Source organism: Pseudooceanicola endophyticus, assembly GCF_018760365.1.
In the GTDB taxonomy this organism is placed as follows: Bacteria; Pseudomonadota; Alphaproteobacteria; order Rhodobacterales; family Rhodobacteraceae; genus Pseudooceanicola; species Pseudooceanicola endophyticus.
The window spans coordinates 274,806-292,382 of the sequence record NZ_JAHIAB010000005.1; the positions used below are offsets into that span (position 1 = coordinate 274,806).

Below are 17,577 nucleotides of genomic sequence, written 5' to 3' on the forward strand. Positions count from 1 at the left end.
AATGTCCAGGACGGGACCCGGCTCTTTCATCTGGCCACAAATATCCCCGCCGGAGGCTTTGCCCGAAGGGCAAAAGGGCCGGCGCATGGCCGGCCCTTGTCGATCTTACGGGAGGCCTCAGAGCAGCGACTTGACCTTGTCGGCCACGGCCGCAGCGGTGATGCCGAACTTCTCGTAAAGCACTTCCGCCGGGGCGGAGGCGCCGAAGCCCTCCATGCCGACGAAGCCGGCCTTGGCCTCGCGGCCACGTTCGCCCAGCAGCCACTGGTCCCAGCCCATGCGGGCGCCGGCCTCGATGGCGACCCGGACCGGGCCAGCCGGCAGGACGCGCTTGCGCAGGCTCTCTTCCTGCTGCGCGAAAAGCTCGAAGCAGGGCATGGAGACGACGCGGGTCCCGATGCCTTCTGCTTCCAGCAGGGCCTTGGCTTCCATGGCGATGGCGACTTCGGAGCCGGTCGCCATCAGGATCGCCTGGCGCTTGCCCTCGGCTTCGGCCAGCACGTAGGCGCCCTGGGCGACCATGTTCTTGGCCTTGAACTCGGTCCGCAGGGTCGGCAGGTTCTGCCGGGTCAGCGACAGCACCGAGGGGGTCGAGGTCTGCGTCAGCGCGATTTCCCAGGCTTCGGCGGTTTCCACGGCATCGGCGGGGCGGAACACCAGGGTGTTGGGGGTCGCGCGGCACATCGCCAGATGTTCGACCGGCTGGTGGGTCGGGCCATCTTCACCAAGGCCGATCGAGTCGTGCGTCATGACGTAGACCGGCGCGACCTGCATCAGGGCCGACAGGCGCATCGCGGGGCGGGCGTAGTCGGTGAAGCAGAAGAAGGTGCCGGAGTAGGGCTTGAGGCCGCCGTGCAGCGCCATGCCGTTCATCGCCGCCGCCATGCCGTGTTCACGGATGCCCCAGTGCACGAAACGGCCCTTGAGGTTGTCGGTGTCGAAGATGCCCAGGTCGGCGGTCTTGGTGTTGTTGGAGCCCGTCAGGTCGGCCGAGCCGCCGATGGTTTCCGGCAGCACCGGGTTGATGACTTCCAGCGCCAGTTCCGACGCCTTGCGGGTCGCGACCTTGGGCAGGGCTTCGGCATGCTGCTTTTTCAGGGCGCGCACGACCGAGGCCAGCTTGGGGGGCACTTCACCGTTGATGCGGCGGGTGATCTCGGCCTGCTTGCGCTCGGAGAGGGCGGCGAAGCGCTCTTCCCAGGCGAAACGCTCGGCGGCGCCGCGACGGCCGATCTCTTCCCAGGCGGACTTGATCTCGGCCGGGATCTCGAAGGCGGGGGCGGTCCAGCCGTAGGCGGCCTTGGCGGCGGCCATCTGATCGGGGTTGGTCAGCGCGCCATGGCCCTTGGAGGTGTCCTGGGCCGCGTGACCAAGCGCGATATGCGTCTTGCAGGCGATCATCGAGGGCTTGCCGGACTTCTTCGCCGCGGTGATCGCCGCGTCGATGGCCTCCGGGTCATGGCCGTCGATTTCCTGGACGTGCCAGCCGTTCGCCTTGAAACGCGCGACCTGGTCGGTGCGCGAGGCCAGGTCGACCGTGCCGTCGATGGTGATGTTGTTGTTGTCCCAGAAGACGACCAGCTTTTCCAGCTCGTGGCGACCGGCGAGGGAGATCGCTTCCTCGGAGACACCTTCCATCAGGCAGCCGTCGCCGGCGATGACGTAGGTGTAGTGATCCACCAGGCGCTTGCCCAGCTGGCCGCGCAGCATGGCTTCGGCCATGGCGAAGCCCACCGACATGGCGATGCCCTGGCCAAGCGGGCCGGTCGTCGTCTCGATGCCGTTGGCAAGGAAGTTTTCCGGGTGGCCGGCGGTGCGGGCGCCCCACTGGCGGAAGTTCTTCACTTCCTCGATCGGGAACTGCTCGTAGCCGGTGAGGTGCAGCAGGGAGTAAAGCAGCATCGAGCCATGGCCCGCCGACAGGATGAAGCGGTCGCGGTCGAACCAGTTGGGCGCGGAGGCGTCGAACTTGAGGTGCTTTTCGAACAGCACGGTGGCGACGTCGGCCATGCCGATCGGCATGCCGGAATGGCCGGAATTCGCGGCGGCGACGGCGTCGAGCGTCAGCACGCGGATCGCGGCGGCCTTGGACCAGTGTTCGGGATGTGCGTTGCGCAGGGCCTCGATATCCACTTGGGTCTCCCTTCGGGGGTGGCAAAAAGATGCGGCGGGCGGGCTGCCCGCAGTGTTAGCGCTCATACCAGCCAAGACGTGAAACGCAAGCGCAGCAAGGCGCGTTCCGGCGTCGATTGGCTGAAAATAGCGCCGGTTTGGGAATTCTCAGGGGTTTCCGCTAGGATCTGTCTTCAGGCAGGGGTGCCGCGATTCGCGCCCTGACCCGGGGAGAAGCCACAAGGGCCGTTCCGGGCCGGACAGGATCCCTATAAGGTGCCCGAAAGGTAAAGATTGAACCGCAGTGAAGAGAGCAGATGACAGAGCTGGATGAATTGCAGGGACGCATCCTGGCGGCGTTGGACCGGATTGAGACCGGCTTTGACGCCTGGCCGGTTGCCGCGCCGCAGGCCACGCCCGATCCGGAGGCCGAGGCGGCGCTCCGGGCCGAGCTTTCGCGGGTGCAGGACAGCCGCACGGCCCTGGAGGCCGAGCTGGCGAAGGCCCAGGACAGCAAGGCGGCGCTGAAGGCCGAGCTGGCGAAGCTGCACGAGGGGCAGGCGGATCAGGAGGGGGCGCTGCAGGCCGCCCGCGACCGGATCACCGCCCTCGAGGAGACGCTGGCGGCGCTGGAAGGCGAGAAGGCCGAGCTGGAGGCTGCCATGGAGGCGGCGACCACCCCCGAGGATCCGCCCGAGCTGACCGAGGCGCGGGACCGCATTGCCGCGCTTGAGGCCGAACTGGCCGGTACCGCGGGCCAGGCCGCCGCGCTGAGCGCGGCTGAGGCCCGGGTCCAGACGCTGGAGGCCGCGCTGGAAGCCGCCGAGGCCCGGGGTGCCGGCCTGGAGACCGCCGAGGCGCGCCTCGCGACCCAGCAGGAGCGCATCGCCGAGCTGGAGGCCGCCATTGCCGCCAGCCCCGAGGCCGCGACCGAGCCCGAGACCTCGGTCGCGCCGGAGGCACTGGAGGCGCTGGCGCAGATGGAAGAGGAAATGCAGCGGCTGCGGGCGGTCAACGACCAGCTGCGGTCCAACAACCGTGCCCTGCGCGAGGCCCATGAGGCTGCCGGCGCCGAGCTGATGGCGGAGGGGCTGATGGCCGAGATGGAATCGCTGCGCGCCGATCACGCCGCGGCACGGGCCGAGGCGGCCTCGATCATGGCGGTGTTGCGGCCGCTGATGGCCGAGGAAGTCGCGAAAGGGGACGCATGATGCCCAATGTGACGGTAACGATCGGTGGACGCAGCTTCGACGTGGCCTGCGAAGCCGGGCAGGAAAGCTTCCTGCGCTATGCGGCGGACCAGCTGGATCAGGAGGCCCAGGCGCTGCTGGGCCAGACCGGTCGCATTCCCGAGGCGACGATGCTGCTGATGGCGGGGCTGATGCTGGCCGACCGGACCGGGCGCGCCGAGGAGCGCATCACCACCCTCCAGCACGAGATCGAGGCGCTGAAGGAAGAGGTGACGAACCTGCGCAACCAGCCGGCCCCCGCGCCCGAGAAGGTCGAGGTGGTCAAGGAGGTCGAGGTCGAGGTGGTGCGCGAAGTGGTGCCGCCCTCGGTCCAGCAGGCGCTGGCGGACCTGGCGGAGCGCGCGGAATACCTGGCGCACCAGATCGCCGCCAAGGCCGGTACGGCGGAATGAGCGCGCGGCGCCTCCTGCTGGCGGCGGGGCTGGCCCTGTCGGCCTCCGGCGGCGCGGCGCTGGCCGGGGACCCGGCGCTGATCCAGGTGATCTACCACTGCGAGCGCGGCGTCGAGATCCCGGCAACCTATGTCAACGCGGGCGAGGCTTCGGTCGTGGTGCTGCAGGCCGAAGGGCGCCAGATCGCGCTGCCGCAGGTCCTGTCGGCCTCGGGGGCGCGCTACGGCGGGAATGCGGGCTACCAGTGGTGGTCCAAGGGCGACACCGCGCGGCTGTCGTGGTTCGATCCGGCGGTGACGGACAAGGAAAAAGGCGAAGAGGTCACCCTCTTCGCCTTCTGCAAGACGTCACCCTAGGCGCGTTCCGGTGCCGGGGGGCAGACCCCGGAGCCGGATCAGGCGTTGGCGGCGCGGATCTTGTCGGCGGCATCCTTCGAATAGGCCACGCCCGAAGTGTCGAACAGCGTGTCCAGCTCGCCCGAGAGGGTCATCTCGGTGATGATGTCGCAGCCGCCGACGAATTCACCCTTCACGTAGAGCTGGGGAATGGTCGGCCAGTCCGAGTAGTCCTTGATGCCCTGGCGGATGTCGGGGTCTGCCAGAACGTTCACGTCGACGAAATCGACGCCCATGTAGTTCAGCACGCCGGCCACGCGGGAAGAGAAGCCGCATTGCGGCATTTCCTTGGTGCCCTTCATGTAGAGCACCACGTCATTGGCTTTCACGGTGTCTTCGATACGGCTCTTTGCGTCGGTGGTCATCGTCGCCTCCTTGCGGCGGTCATCGGAATATCCCTTGAACCGCTGGATACTATGACAGCGTCAAAGAATCCAGTGGCAGGCGTGTGCCATGGGATGCAACAGCTGCACAGCCGGATATGAAACTGCGCAGCGCGGAACGGGGATCGTTCCGCAACAGGTTGATCGGGCTGGGATCCCTGCGGATCAGTCCGGCGCGCGGGTGGTCAGCGCCAGGGCGTGCAGTTCGCCGTTGGGCCCGTCCATCTTGCCCTTGAGGGCGGCATAGACGGCGCGCTGCTGCTGGACCCGGTTCTTGCCACGGAAGCTCTCGTCCTCGACCATCGCCGAGAAATGCTGGCCGTCGTCGCCCTGGACCTCGATCTTTGCATCGGGGAAGCTTGCGCGGATCAGGGCGGCGATGTCTTGGGCCTCAAGGGACATGGGGGTCTCCGTCGTTTTCTTTGAATGTAGGTCAGGGCGGATCGCCCCGCAAGCGTCCCGCATGACAACGCGCGAAGCCATGGGGCTCCGCGCGTTGCAGAAATCGGGATCACCGGGTCAGGCGAAAGTGGCGCCGAAGGCCGAACGGAAGGTCTGCGACAGCTCCGCAAGCGGGGCCGAGACGCCGCCGAAGCTGACGTCCGAACCGCCGAACTTGCCGACGGCGGTGACCGGAACGCCCGCCTTGCCAGCGGCGACCATCAGCGCTTCGGCCTCGTCGAAGTTGCAGGCCACGAGGTAACGCGCCTGATCCTCGCCGAAGAGCTGCTGCTGGTCCGCGGAGTCGAGGCTGACGCCCACGCCCGCGGCTTCCGCCATCTCGAAGGCCGCCAGCGCAAGGCCGCCATCGCCCAGGTCGGTGCAGGCCTTGATGAAGGCGGCATTGGCGCGAATGAACTCGCCATGCAGCTTCTCGGTGGCCAGATCCACGGCGGGGGCATCGCCCTCGGTGCGGTTGAACACCTCGGCCAGCAGGGCCGACTGGCCCAGGTGGGTGCCGGGCGCACCGACCAGCAGGGCGACATGGCCGTCGCGCACGGAGCCGGTGATCGCCTGCTCTGCATCCGCGATCAGGCCGACGGCGCCGATGGTCGGGGTCGGCAGGATCGCGCGGCCGTCGGTCTCGTTGTAAAGCGAGACGTTGCCCGAGACGATCGGCATGTCGAGCGCGGCAACCGCCTCGCCGATACCTTTGATCGCACCGACGAACTGGCCCATGATCTCGGGCTTCTCGGGGTTGCCGAAGTTCAGGTTGTCGGTGGTCGCCAGCGGCAGCGCGCCCTTGGCGATCAGGTTGCGGTAGGCTTCGGCCACGGCCTGCTTGCCGCCCTCGAACGGGTTCGCCTTGACGTAGCGGGGGGTCACGTCGCTGGTGAAGGCCAGCGCCTTGCCGGTGCCGTGCACGCGCAGGATGCCCGCGCCCAGGCCGGGGCCGGTGGTGGTGTCGGCCATCACCATGGAGTCGTACTGTTCGTAGACCCACTGCTTGGAGGCGTAGTTCGGCGAAGCGATCAGCGCCTTCAGCCCGTCGATCGGATCGACCGAGGGGATGTCGGCATCGGCCAGGGCCTCGACCGCGGGGGTGTCCACGAAGGGACGGTCGTATTCGGGCGCCGAGGACGAGAGTTTCGACAGCGGCAGATCCGCCCAGACCTTGCCGGCATGTTCGATGATGAAGCGGTCCTCGGCGATGGTCTTGCCGACGATGGCAAAGTCGAGGTCCCATTTCTCGAAGACGGCGCGGGCTTCGGCTTCAAGCTCGGGCTTGAGGACCATCAGCATCCGTTCCTGGGATTCCGAGAGCATCATCTCGTAGGCGGTCATGCCGACTTCGCGCTGCGGCACGTCGTCGAGGCGCAGATGCACGCCCAGGCCACCCTTGTCGCCCATTTCCACGGCCGAGCAGGTCAGACCCGCAGCGCCCATGTCCTGGATCGAGATCACGGCGCCGGTCTGCATCAGCTCCAGCGTGGCTTCCATCAGGCGCTTTTCGGTGAACGGGTCGCCGACCTGGACGGTGGGGCGTTTCTCTTCGATGGTATCATCGAATTCCGCCGAGGCCATGGTGGCACCGCCGACGCCGTCGCGCCCGGTTTTCGCACCCAGGTAGACCACCGGCATACCGACGCCGCTGGCGGCCGAGTAGAAGATCTTGTCCGCATCCGCGAGGCCCGCCGCGAAGGCGTTGACCAGGCAGTTGCCGTTGTAGGCCGAGTCAAAGCGCACTTCGCCGCCCACGGTCGGCACGCCGAAGCAGTTGCCGTAGCCGCCGACACCTTCGACGACGCCGTGCACCAGCTGTTTCGTCTTCGCCAGCGCCGGATCCCCGAACGAGAGCGAGTTCATCGCCGCGATGGGCCGTGCGCCCATGGTGAAGACGTCCCGCAGGATGCCGCCGACGCCCGTCGCCGCGCCCTGGTAGGGCTCGATGTAGGAGGGGTGGTTGTGGCTTTCCATCTTGAAGACGACGGCCTGGCCATCGCCGATATCGACGACGCCCGCGTTTTCGCCGGGGCCGCAGATGACCTGCGGACCCGAGGTCGGCAGGGTGCGCAGCCAGCGCTTGGACGATTTGTACGAGCAGTGCTCGTTCCACATGGCCGAGAAGATGCCGAGTTCGGTGAACGTCGGTTCCCGGTTCAGGATCTTGAGGATCTCGGCATATTCCTCGGGCTTGATCCCGTGGCTCGCGATCAGGTCTTCGGTGATGGCGGGTTCTTGCATATGGATCCCCTATGGCTGGATGCGGCCCGATTTACGCGACTGCCGCCCGGTGGGGAAGGGGCTGGCGACGGAAAAAGAGCGCTGCCGTCCCGGGGTCACGCGAAAAGGGTGCGGATTGCTCCGCACCCTCTCCAGGATCTGCGACCGGTGTGGCGATCAGCTGGGATCGGTGGCCGCGTCCGAGGATTCGTCGCCGTTGGGGATCAGGGCCTGGCGAATCTCGTCCCGGTTGCCTTCCATCATCAGCTTGCCGTCGGCGGTCATGTGCTCGACCGGGACCAGCATCTTCTGTTCGACCGTGTCGCCGTTGGCATAGGTCTTCACCAGGGCGTAGTCGGGGCCGACCGGCATCTTGTAGACGTCGGAGACGAAGCCGACGACCTGGTTGTCGGTGCTCATGACGTTGGTGCGGTCAAGCGGGGACTCGATCTTCGTGGCGCCGGCCAGGAAGGTATCGAAGTTGGCTTCCTCGGTCTGGATCTTGGCGGGCTCCATCGCCGGCTTGGAGGCAACGATGGATTCCTCGGTGTCCATGCGGCCCGAAGCGATGTCTTCGCTCGACTGGGCATCCAGTGCCATGGCGGACAGCGGCAGAACGGTGGCAAGGGTCACACCGGAGACGATTTTACCGAAGGTTTTCATAGTCTTTCCTTTCATGTGGCCGTTAAGTGCTTCGAAAGGACAATGATCGGGAGCGCCGCCTGGTTCCCCGCGATCCGCGAATTTTTTCGGGAGCCGCCGACATGCGGCCCCGTGTCGGGGGCGCTGCCGCCTTGGTGCAGGAGAAAGTGCGGGGGGAGCGCCCGGGGCCAAAAAAAAGGCCGGACACAAGGTCCGGCCAGGTCCAACAGGGAGGTATGAAGATGATGTGCCGCAAGGCAGCATCACCGTCGAGTGCTGAAATATGCGCCGGACTGTGAACGATCAAGTCCCAATTTCCCGCAAGAGCCGCATTGCAGCTATGCATTCGTTGCAATCGCGCCCGAATCGGGGCAGCGAATCGCGTTTTCGGAAGGGGGATTTGATTCGCGGCCTGCCGGCGCGCGGACGGATCACTCCGTCTCGTCGCGCTCGCGCAGTTCGCGGATGGTGCGGCGGTGCAGCAGGATTTCCTCCTGCACGAAGTCGCGGAAGGCCGCCACGCGCTTGGAATGGCGCAGCTCTTCGGGATAGGCGAGGAAGACCGGCACTTCGGTGCTTTCCACATCGGGGAAGATCCGCTGAAGGGTCGGGAATTCCTCGATCAGGTAGTCGGGCAGCACGCCGATGCCAAGGTCATGGACCACCGCCTGCAGCACGCCGAAGTAGTTGTTCACCGTCAGGGTCGAACGCACGTCATGCGACATCAGCTGGCTGACCAGCATCGCGCCCCCCGTCACCTGCGGAGAGGCGGGGGTCTGGCAGATCAGCCGGTGCTGGTTCAGATCCTCGGGCTTCTCGGGGCGGCCGTAACGCTCGATATAGCCGGTGGAGGCATAGCAGCGCATCCGGATCGACATGATCTTCTTGCGGATCAGGTCGGCCTGGCTGGGCTCCTTCATGCGCACGGCCACGTCGGCCTCGCGCATCGGCAGGTCCAGCACGCGCTCTTCCAGCATCAGGTCGATCTTCAGATCGGGATACTGTTCGTAGAGCTTGGGCAGGCGCGGGGCCAGCCACAGGGTGCCGAAGCCGATGGCGGTGGTCACGCGCAGTTCGCCGAAGACTTCCTCTTCGCTGTCGCGGATCCGCGCGGTGGCGGTTTCCAGGCGCTTGGCCATGGCGCGGGTGGCGTCGAACAGCAGCTCTCCCTGTTCCGTCAGGATCAGGCCCCGCGCATGGCGGTGGAAGAGCGTGGTGTTGAGGCTTTCCTCCAGCCCGCGGATCTGCCGAGAGACGGCGGATTGCGACAGGTGCAGGGCGTCCCCGGCGTGAGTCAGGCTGCCCGCATCGGCGACAGCGTGGAAAATTCTAAGCTTGTCCCAGTCCATCTTTGAGCAATCTGCCGATCTATTCGCGAAAATTCGGATTTATACTGCACCGAGGTTTGTCGCAGGTCTCTTAATGGGCATGATAGCGGAAGGACAGGTGGTTGCGGGAATTTTCTGCGGCCTGCGCCCGATCCGGCGCCACCTGTGACTTTATGAAGACGAGAGGAGGCCAGTCATGACCCAACCTCGGATCAGCTTAAATGACAGGTTCGATTTGGAGAAACCCCAGGTCCTGCTGAGCGGGACCCAGGCATTGGTGCGTCTGATGCTGATGCAGAAGGCGCGCGATCGTGCCGCAGGGCGGCACACCGCCGGCTATGTCACCGGCTACCGCGGATCGCCGCTTGGTGCTGTGGACATGCAGATGCACCGCGCCGGCGCCCTGCTGGAGGCGGCGGACATCCGCTTTCAGGAGGGGCTGAACGAGGATCTGGCAGCCACCGCGCTCTGGGGCAGCCAGCAGGCCGAACTGCGCGGCGAGGGGCGTTTCGACGGCGTTTTCGGCCTGTGGTACGGCAAGGGGCCGGGTGTGGACCGCTCCGGCGACGTGATGCGCCACGCCAATTCCGCCGGCACCGCGCCCTTCGGCGGCGTGCTGATGGCGATGGGCGACGATCACACCGGCGAAAGCTCCACCGTGCTGCATCAAAGCGAATTTGCCGCCATCGATGCCGGTATGCCCGTGCTCAGCCCCGCCGGGGTGCAGGAGATCCTGGACCTGGGCGCCTACGGCTACGGGCTGTCGCGCCACGCCGGGGTCTGGGTCGGGCTGAAGCTGATGAAGGACACGGTGGAAAGCACCGCCATCGTCGATGGCCGCCCCGACCGCATGGTGCTGGCCACGCCGCCGGGCCTGCCCGAGGGCGGGCTGAACATCCGCCTGGGCGACAGCCCTCAGGCGCAGGAGGCGCGGCTGGTCGATCACAAGATCGCCGCTGCCCGCGCCTATGCCCGCGCCAATCGCATCGACCATCCGGTCTGGCGCGGTCCGGGGGCGAAGATCGGCCTGGTGGCGGCGGGCAAGAACTGGCTCGACCTGCAACATGCGCTGGCGCTGCTGGGGCTGGACCGGGAGGCGGCCGAGCGGCTGGGGATCTCGACCTACAAGATCGCGCAGGTCTGGCCGCTGGATGGCGCCTCTTTTGCTGACTGGGCCGAGGGGCTGGATGCGATCCTCGTGGTCGAGGAAAAGCGCGCCCTGATCGAGAGCCAGATCAAGGAGATCCTGTTCGAGGACCGGCGCGGGCGCCATGTCTGGGGCAAGACCCGCCATGGCCGCACGCTGTTTCCCGCCACGATGCAGCTTGATCCGGTGCAGATCGCCGGGGTGCTGGCCGGGATCCTGACCGAGGAGGGCCATGCCTCGGAGGCTCTGCGGGCCGCCGCCGCGCAGCTTGACGAGGCGCGGCGCGGCGACAACGTGACCGATCTGGCGGCGCGGCTGCCCTATTTCTGCTCGGGCTGCCCGCACAACACCTCGACCAGGGTGCCGGAGGGCGCGCGCGCCTATGCCGGGATCGGCTGCCATTACATGGCGCAGTGGATGGATCGCGACACCGACGGTTTCACCCATATGGGCGCCGAGGGCGCGAACTGGATCGGCGAGGCGCCGTTTTCCACCCGCACCCATGTCTTCCAGAACATCGGCGACGGCACCTACAACCACTCGGGCCTTCAGGCCATCCGGGCCGCCGTGGCCAGTGGCGTCAACATCACCTACAAGATCCTCTTCAACGATGCCGTCGCCATGACCGGCGGCCAGCCGAACGAGGGCGGGCTGACCGCCTATCGCATCGCCGAAGAGCTGCTGGCCATGGGCGTGACCCGGCTGGCGGTGGTCCATGACGAAAAGGAAGCGCTGGACCTCGACCGTTTCCCGAAGGCCGCAGAGCAGCACGAGCGCGCCGATTTGCAAAACGTGCAGGAGGCCTTTGCAAAGCAGGCCGGGACCAGCGCGATCCTCTATGTGCAAACCTGTGCCGCCGAAAAGCGGCGGCGGCGCAAGCGGGGCCGCTTCCCCGATCCCGACCGCCGCGTCTTCATCAATACCGATGTCTGCGAGGGCTGCGGTGATTGCGGCGTGCAGTCGAACTGCGTCTCGATCGTGCCCGCGGAGACAGAGCTGGGCCGCAAGCGCGCCATCGATCAATCCAGCTGCAACAAGGATTTCTCCTGCCTGAAGGGCTTCTGCCCCAGTTTCGTGACGCTGGAAGGGGCCCAGATCCGCAAGGAGGTGGCGGCAGAGGCTGCGCTCGACCTGCCCGATCTGCCCGAACCGGTGCTGCCGCAGATCCGGGGCACCCATAACGTGGTGATCACCGGGGTCGGCGGTACCGGGGTGGTGACCATCGGCGCGGTGCTGGCGCAGGCCGCGCAGATCGCCGGCCTTGGCGCCGGGATGATCGAGATGGCGGGCCTGGCCCAGAAGGGCGGGGCGGTGCAGATCCACCTGCGGCTGGCCCGCGACCCCGGAGACATCAACGCGATCCGCGTCTCGACCGGAGAGGCGGACGTGCTGATCGGCGGCGATCTGGTGGTCAGCGCCGGGGCCAAGACGCTGGGCCTGACTGCGCCGGGGCGCACCGGGGCGGTGATCAACAGCCACGAGATCATCACCGGCGCCTTCACCCGCGACACCGATTTCGCGATCCCCGCGGACCGGCTGGCGCTGCAGCTTCAGGCAAGGCTGAAGGCGGGGCTGAGCCTGTTCGACGCCTCCGAACTGGCGCAGCGCACCATGGGGGATTCCATCTTTTCCAACATGATGGTCTTCGGCGCCGCCTGGCAGCGCGGCCTTGTGCCGGTGCCGCTGGCGGCGCTGCGCGAGGCGATCACCCTGAACGGAGCCGCCGTCGCGCAGAACCTGCGCGCCTTCGACATTGGCCGCTGGGCCGCGCTGCATCCCCAGGAGGCCGAGGCGCTGCTGCATCCGAAGGTGGTGGAACGGCCGAAATCCCTGGACGCGCAGATCGCCTTGCGCGCCGATCACCTGAGCGCCTACCAGAACCGCAGGCTGGCCCGCCGCTACCGCGCGCTGGTCGCCGGGTTCGAGGATCCGAAGCTGCGCCGGGCCGTTGCGCTCGGTTATCACAAGCTTCTGTCCTACAAGGATGAATACGAGGTCGCCCGGCTGCTGGGCAGCACCCGGGCGAAGGCGCGGGCGGCGTTCTCGGGGGAGTTCCGCATGAGCTATCACCTGGCACCGCCGATCCTCGAGAAGACCGGTGCCGACGGGCGCCCGGTGAAGCGCCGCTTCGGTCCCTGGTTCCGGATGCCGCTGGCGCTGCTGGCGCGGGGCAGGGTGCTGCGGGGCACGCGGCTGGATCCGTTCCGCAACCTGCCCGAACGGCAGATGGAACGCGCGCTGATCGCCCAGTACGAGGCCGACATGGCCGAGCTGCGCGACCTGCTGCGCCCCGACACGCTGCCTGACATGCTGGATGCCGCCGTCGCGCTGGCGGAACTGCCGCTGAAGATCCGCGGCTTCGGCCCGGTCAAGATCGCCAACGAGGCCGCGGCGGCGAAGGAGCGCGAGGCGCTGCTGTCGGTGCTGCGCGATCCGCCCCTGCGCACGGCGGCCGAATGATCCCCGGACCGGGCGCCCGGTCCGCCATGCATGGGCGCCCGCCCGCAAACCGGTGATGGATTTCCCGCCACGCTGGGCTTAGAAGCTGTCGCCGAAGCCCCTGTCGGATTAGCATGGGGCTTCGGAGCAAAGACAGACAAACCGGGGCGCACGGATATGGCGGTTGGTATTTTCGATTCGGGACTGGGCGGGCTGACGGTGCTGGACGCCTGCGCGAAGCGGCTGCCGCAGGTGCCCTTCGTCTATTACGGCGACAACTGCCATGCGCCCTATGGTGTGCGCACCGCCGATGACATCTACGACCTGACGAAGACCGGCGTGCAGCGGCTGTTCGATGCCGGCTGCGATCTGGTGATCCTGGCCTGCAATACCGCGTCGGCGGCAGCGCTGCGGCGGATGCAGGAAAGCTGGCTGACCCCGGACAAGCGGGTGCTGGGCGTCTTCGTGCCGCTGATCGAGTCGCTGACCGAACGCCAGTGGGGCGACAATTCCCCGCCGCGCGAAGTGGCCGTGAAGCATGTCGCGCTGTTTGCCACCCCCGCCACCGTCGCCTCCCGCGCCTTCCAGCGCGAACTGGCCTTCCGCGCCATCGGCGTGGATGTCGAGGCCCAGGCCTGCGGCGGGCTGGTCGATGCGATCGAGGACGGCGACATGATCCTGGCCGAGGCGCTGGTGCGCTCCCATGTGGAGGCGCTGAAGCGCAAGATGCCCCATCCCCAGGCCGCGATCCTGGGCTGCACCCATTACCCGCTGATGGAACCCACCTTCCGGGAGGCGCTCGGCCCCGAGGTGCAGGTCTATTCCCAGGCCAACCTTGTGGCGGCCTCGCTGGAAGATTACCTCAACCGCCATCCGGACAAGCGCGGCCCGGGCGAGGTGTCGATGTTCCTGACCACCGGCGATCCGGCGCGGGTGTCCACCCATGCCACCCAGGCGCTGAAACGTCGCATTGACTTTCACGCCGCCTGAGGCATCCCCGTCGCGCGCATTTGATGACCGTCGCGTTGCAGTCGCGGCGATATCGTAAGACAAACGCGGACCTCTCTCTCCGGGGCCGCTGAACAGGGCAGAGACCGCAGACATGACCAAGAAACAGATCGCGATCATCGGCGCTTCGGGCTACACCGGGGCCGAGCTCATCCGCCTCATCGCCACCCATCCGAACATGGAAATCGCGGCGCTGGCCGCCAATTCCAAGGCCGGGCAGTCGATGGCACAGGTCTATCCGCACCTGCGCCACCTCGGCCTGCCGGACCTGGTGACGGTGGACCAGATCGACTTCGACAAGATCGACCTGGCGTTCTGCGCCCTGCCGCACAAGACCAGCCAGGAGGTCATCCGCGACCTGCCGAAGACGCTGAAGATCGTCGATCTTTCGGCGGACTTCCGGCTGCGCGACCCCGAGGAATACACCAAGTGGTACGGCAATGCCCATGCCGCGGTCGAGATGCAGAAAGAGGCCGTTTACGGCCTGACCGAATTCTACCGCGATGAGATCGCCGGCGCGCGGCTGGTGGCGGGCACGGGCTGCAATGCGGCGACCGGCCAGTTCACCATCCGCCCGCTGATCGAAGCCGGCGTGATCGGTCTGGATGACATCATCCTCGACATGAAATGCGCCGTGTCGGGGGCCGGGCGGTCGCTCAAGGAGAACCTGCTGCATGCCGAGCTGTCGGAGGGCTACAACGCCTATTCCGTCGGCGGCAAGCACCGTCACCTGGGCGAGTTCGACCAGGAGTTCTCGAAGCTGGCAGGGCGTCCGGTGCAGGTGCAGTTCACCCCGCATCTGCTGCCCGCCAACCGCGGGATCCTGTGCACCGCCTATGTCAGCGGTGAGGCCGAGGCCATTCATGCGGCGCTGGTCGCCGCCTATGCCGAGGAGCCCTTCATCGAGGTCCTGCCCTTCGGCGAGACCCCCTCGACGCATCATGTGCGAGGCTCCAACTTCGTGCATATCGGCGTGACCGGCGAGCGTATCGCGGGCCGCGCCATCGTGGTCACCGCGCTCGACAACCTGTGCAAGGGCTCGTCGGGGCAGGCGATCCAGAACGCTAACCTGATGCTTGGCCTGCCGGAAACCGACGGCCTGATGCTGGCGCCGCTGTTCCCGTAAGCGCGCCCAAGGAGGTCCGATGAAGGGTCTGAAGAAGAAACGCCGTATCCAGCTGATCGTCGTGGCCTTTGCGGCCCTGGCGATCGCGACCGGCCTGATCGGCTATTCGCTGCGCGGCGGGATCAACTACTTCCGCTCGCCCAGCCAGGTGCTGGCCGAGAACCCTTCGCCGAACGAGACCTTCCGCCTGGGCGGGCTGGTCGAGGAGGGGACGCTGGACCGCGAGCAGGGCGAGACGGTGCATTTCAAGGTGACCGATGGCGGTGCGACCATCCCGGTGGTCTATACCGGCATCCTGCCCGATCTCTTCGCCGAGAAACAGGGCATGATCGGCACCGGAAAATACGTCAACGGCGTCTTCCACGCGACCGAGATCCTGGCCAAGCACGACGAGAACTACATGCCCAAGGAACTGAAGGACGCGCTGAAGGAACAGGGCGTCTACGAGGGCGCCGACAAGAAGAGCTGAACGCGCGACTCGGGGGGAAGCCCTCGGGTCCCGGAAAACGGCCGCCGCCCCGGAAGGGACGGCGGCCGTTTCGCGTTCCGCGCGCATATTTGGGGAAAGATGAAATCAAGGGCCTGCGCGCTGACCCAAGGGCCGGATCCGGGGCAAAGGGTTCAAAGTGGAAAAGGCGGGTCTGCCGCGACGTTTCCGCGCGAGGGTATCGGCGAATTGAATTGGCGACCGGCGAATTGGCGCCGTATAACCCGGCCATGCTAAACGAACTCGGTCATTTCTCCCTCATCCTCGCCATGGTCGTGGCTCTGGTCCAGTGCAGCGTCCCGCTTGTCGGTGCCGCGAAGCGCTGGCAGGGCTGGATGGCCGTGGCCGAGCCCGCAGCCCTGATCCAGCTCCTGCTGGTGGGCTTTTCCTTCGCCGTTCTGGTGCGGGCCTTCGTCACCTCAGATTTTTCGCTCCAGCTGGTCTGGGCGAATTCCAACATCGATCAGCCGATGCTTTACAAGCTGACCGGGATCTGGGGGAACCACGAGGGCTCCATGTTGCTTTGGATCCTGATCCTGGCACTTTTCGGGGCGGCGGCGGCGCTATTTGGTGGCAACCTTCCCACGACCTTCCGGGCGCGGGTCCTTGCCGTGCAGGGGGGCATCGGCTTTGCCTTCCTGGTCTTCGAGATCTTCACCTCGAACCCCTTCCTGCGGCTGGCCGTTCCGCCCTTCAACGGGCAGGACCTGAACCCGCTGCTGCAGGACCCCGGGCTGGCGATCCACCCGCCCTTCCTCTACACCGGATATGTCGGCCTCTCGATGAGCTTCTCCTTCGCGGTTGCCGCGCTGATCGAGGGCCGGGTCGATGCCGCCTGGGGCCGCTGGGTGCGCCCCTGGACGCTGGCCGCCTGGATGTTCCTGACCGTCGGCATCGCCATGGGCTCCATGTGGGCCTATTACGAGCTGGGCTGGGGCGGCTTCTGGTTCTGGGACCCGGTCGAGAACGCCTCCTTCATGCCCTGGCTGGTGGCCGCGGCGCTGCTGCATTCCGCCATCGTGGTGGAAAAGCGCGAAAGCCTGAAAAGCTGGACCGTGCTGCTGGCCATCCTGGCCTTCGGTTTCTCGCTGGTGGGCGCCTTCATCACCCGTTCCGGCGTCATCACCTCGGTTCATGCCTTTGCCAGTGACCCGACGCGGGGCGTTGCGCTGCTGATCCTGATCGCGCTCTTCATGGGCGGGGCGTTGACGCTGTTTGCCGCACGCGGCGAGGCGCTGGCCTCCAAGGGGGTGTTCGGCACGGTGAGCCGCGAGTCCATGCTGATCTTCAACAACATCCTGCTGGGGGTCTCGGCCTTCGTGGTCTTCATGGGCACGATCTGGCCGCTGATCGCGGAGATGGCCTTCGGCAAGAAGCTCTCCGTCGGGGCGCCGTTCTTCGACATGGCCTTCACGCCCTTCATGGTGGCGCTCGGGGTGGTGCTGCCGGTGGGCGCAATGCTGCCGTGGAAACGGGCCAAGACCGGTCGGGTGCTGAAGATGCTGATCCCGGCGGCGGTGCTGGCCGTGGCCGTGGGCGCGCTGGCCTGGGCGATGAGCAACGGGCGCTCGGCGCTTGGTCCCATCGGGCTGATGCTGGGCACCTGGCTGGTGGTGGGATCCTTCACCGACCTTTACGCACGCACCGGCAAGTCGGGGCTGGGGCGGCTGTTCCGGCTGCCGCGCGCCGACTGGGGCCGGGTGCTGGCCCATGCGGGCCTTGGCGTCTGCATCATGGGCATCAGCGGCATGATGGCCTGGCAGAGCGAGGATATCCGCGTCGTCAAGGAAGGCGACACGGTGCATCTGTCGGGTTACGACATCACGCTGCAGGACGTGACCCAGGTGCCGGGGCCGAACTATGCCGCGACCCGGGCCGAGGTCAGCGTGATGCGCAATGGCCATGAAGTGGCCCATGTCTATCCAGAGAAGCGCTACTTCCCGATTGCCGGCCAGACCACGACCGAGGCGGCGATCCACAACGGCTTCCTGCGTGACATCTACGTGGTGGTGGGCGATGCCCAGCCGAACGGCGGATGGGCAATGCGCAGCTACGTCAAGCCCTTGGCGAACTGGATCTGGGGCGGTGCGGTGCTGATGGCCTTCGGCGGCTTCCTCAGCCTCTCGGACCGGCGCTTCCGCGTCGCGGCCGGCGCGGCCAAGGCCCGGACGGCGGCGGGGGTGCCCGCGGAATGAGACAGCAGA

General features: G+C 66.8%; 14 protein-coding genes. 8 read left to right on the forward strand and 6 right to left on the reverse strand.

Annotated features, from left to right (window positions below):
- Positions 1–117: 117 nt before the first annotated feature.
- Positions 118–2,133 carry a transketolase gene (gene tkt, locus KM176_RS11305; protein WP_160896775.1) on the reverse strand — a complete coding sequence of 672 codons (2,016 nt, stop codon included), beginning with the start codon at positions 2,131–2,133 and terminating at the stop codon, positions 118–120.
- A gap of 296 nt (positions 2,134–2,429) precedes the next feature.
- Between tkt and KM176_RS11310 the strand changes: the two genes are divergently transcribed.
- Genes KM176_RS11310 through KM176_RS11320 form a run of 3 tightly spaced genes read left to right on the forward strand, consistent with a single transcriptional unit; the run spans position 2,430 to position 4,110 of the window.
- Positions 2,430–3,323, forward strand: a complete 894-nt coding sequence (locus tag KM176_RS11310) for a coiled-coil domain-containing protein (RefSeq protein ID WP_160896774.1) — start codon at positions 2,430–2,432, stop codon at positions 3,321–3,323.
- Positions 3,323–3,754: a cell division protein ZapA gene (locus KM176_RS11315; protein ID WP_160896773.1), complete on the forward strand. Its 432-nt coding sequence runs from the start codon at positions 3,323–3,325 to the stop codon at positions 3,752–3,754. Before KM176_RS11310 ends, KM176_RS11315 begins: the two co-directional genes overlap by 1 nt.
- The gene (locus KM176_RS11320) at positions 3,751–4,110 is read left to right on the forward strand and encodes an MliC family protein (protein WP_160896772.1); all 360 of its coding nucleotides are present in this window, start codon (positions 3,751–3,753) and stop codon (positions 4,108–4,110) included. The genes KM176_RS11315 and KM176_RS11320 overlap by 4 nt, the downstream gene beginning before the upstream one ends.
- 38 nt (positions 4,111–4,148) lie before the next feature.
- Here the strand turns inward: KM176_RS11320 and grxD are convergent, their stop codons facing one another.
- The 5 genes from grxD to KM176_RS11345 form a co-directional block, all read right to left on the reverse strand.
- Positions 4,149–4,514, reverse strand: coding sequence for a Grx4 family monothiol glutaredoxin (gene grxD / locus KM176_RS11325; RefSeq protein ID WP_160896771.1), 366 nt, complete (start codon positions 4,512–4,514; stop codon positions 4,149–4,151).
- 183 nt (positions 4,515–4,697) lie between these two features.
- Positions 4,698–4,934 (reverse strand): BolA/IbaG family iron-sulfur metabolism protein, encoded by a 237-nt coding sequence (locus KM176_RS11330; RefSeq protein WP_160896770.1) that lies wholly within the window; start codon positions 4,932–4,934, stop codon positions 4,698–4,700.
- A 117-nt stretch (positions 4,935–5,051) separates the two neighbouring features.
- The gene (purL, locus tag KM176_RS11335) at positions 5,052–7,217 is read right to left on the reverse strand and encodes a phosphoribosylformylglycinamidine synthase subunit PurL (protein WP_160896769.1); all 2,166 of its coding nucleotides are present in this window, start codon (positions 7,215–7,217) and stop codon (positions 5,052–5,054) included.
- 156 nt (positions 7,218–7,373) lie between these two features.
- Positions 7,374–7,859, reverse strand: a complete 486-nt coding sequence (locus KM176_RS11340; RefSeq protein WP_160896768.1) for a hypothetical protein — start codon at positions 7,857–7,859, stop codon at positions 7,374–7,376.
- A 410-nt stretch (positions 7,860–8,269) separates the two neighbouring features.
- Positions 8,270–9,187, reverse strand: coding sequence for a LysR family transcriptional regulator (locus KM176_RS11345; RefSeq protein ID WP_160896767.1), 918 nt, complete (start codon positions 9,185–9,187; stop codon positions 8,270–8,272).
- Between the two features lie 175 nt (positions 9,188–9,362).
- Between KM176_RS11345 and KM176_RS11350 the strand changes: the two genes are divergently transcribed.
- The 5 genes from KM176_RS11350 to KM176_RS11370 all read left to right on the forward strand — a co-directional run bounded on the left by KM176_RS11350 (position 9,363) and on the right by KM176_RS11370 (position 17,568).
- Positions 9,363–12,773 (forward strand): indolepyruvate ferredoxin oxidoreductase family protein, encoded by a 3,411-nt coding sequence (locus KM176_RS11350; RefSeq protein ID WP_160896766.1) that lies wholly within the window; start codon positions 9,363–9,365, stop codon positions 12,771–12,773.
- Positions 12,774–12,929: 156 nt separating this feature from the next.
- The gene (locus KM176_RS11355; protein ID WP_160896765.1) at positions 12,930–13,742 is read left to right on the forward strand and encodes a glutamate racemase; all 813 of its coding nucleotides are present in this window, start codon (positions 12,930–12,932) and stop codon (positions 13,740–13,742) included.
- A gap of 112 nt (positions 13,743–13,854) precedes the next feature.
- On the forward strand, positions 13,855–14,886 hold the full coding sequence (argC, locus tag KM176_RS11360; RefSeq protein WP_160896764.1) for an N-acetyl-gamma-glutamyl-phosphate reductase: 1,032 nt from the start codon (positions 13,855–13,857) through the stop codon (positions 14,884–14,886).
- 19 nt (positions 14,887–14,905) lie between these two features.
- A complete protein-coding gene (gene ccmE, locus KM176_RS11365; protein ID WP_160896763.1) occupies positions 14,906–15,355 on the forward strand; it encodes a cytochrome c maturation protein CcmE in 450 nt (149 codons plus the stop codon).
- A 248-nt stretch (positions 15,356–15,603) separates the two neighbouring features.
- Positions 15,604–17,568 (forward strand): heme lyase CcmF/NrfE family subunit, encoded by a 1,965-nt coding sequence (locus KM176_RS11370; protein WP_160896762.1) that lies wholly within the window; start codon positions 15,604–15,606, stop codon positions 17,566–17,568.
- Positions 17,569–17,577 lie beyond the last annotated feature (9 nt).

Bases quoted from the DNA above. Each gene is read 5' to 3' on its own strand.
- KM176_RS11310 (WP_160896774.1), top strand. From the start codon at position 2,430: ATGACAGAGCTGGATGAATTGCAGGGACGCATCCTGGCGGCGTTGGAC.
- KM176_RS11315 (WP_160896773.1), top strand. From the start codon at position 3,323: ATGCCCAATGTGACGGTAACGATCGGTGGACGCAGCTTCGACGTGGCC.
- KM176_RS11320 (WP_160896772.1), top strand. From the start codon at position 3,751: ATGAGCGCGCGGCGCCTCCTGCTGGCGGCGGGGCTGGCCCTGTCGGCC.
- grxD (WP_160896771.1), bottom strand. From the start codon at position 4,514: ATGACCACCGACGCAAAGAGCCGTATCGAAGACACCGTGAAAGCCAAT.
- KM176_RS11330 (WP_160896770.1), bottom strand. From the start codon at position 4,934: ATGTCCCTTGAGGCCCAAGACATCGCCGCCCTGATCCGCGCAAGCTTC.
- purL (WP_160896769.1), bottom strand. From the start codon at position 7,217: ATGCAAGAACCCGCCATCACCGAAGACCTGATCGCGAGCCACGGGATC.
- KM176_RS11340 (WP_160896768.1), bottom strand. From the start codon at position 7,859: ATGAAAACCTTCGGTAAAATCGTCTCCGGTGTGACCCTTGCCACCGTT.
- KM176_RS11345 (WP_160896767.1), bottom strand. From the start codon at position 9,187: ATGGACTGGGACAAGCTTAGAATTTTCCACGCTGTCGCCGATGCGGGC.
- KM176_RS11350 (WP_160896766.1), top strand. From the start codon at position 9,363: ATGACCCAACCTCGGATCAGCTTAAATGACAGGTTCGATTTGGAGAAA.
- KM176_RS11355 (WP_160896765.1), top strand. From the start codon at position 12,930: ATGGCGGTTGGTATTTTCGATTCGGGACTGGGCGGGCTGACGGTGCTG.
- argC (WP_160896764.1), top strand. From the start codon at position 13,855: ATGACCAAGAAACAGATCGCGATCATCGGCGCTTCGGGCTACACCGGG.
- ccmE (WP_160896763.1), top strand. From the start codon at position 14,906: ATGAAGGGTCTGAAGAAGAAACGCCGTATCCAGCTGATCGTCGTGGCC.
- KM176_RS11370 (WP_160896762.1), top strand. From the start codon at position 15,604: ATGCTAAACGAACTCGGTCATTTCTCCCTCATCCTCGCCATGGTCGTG.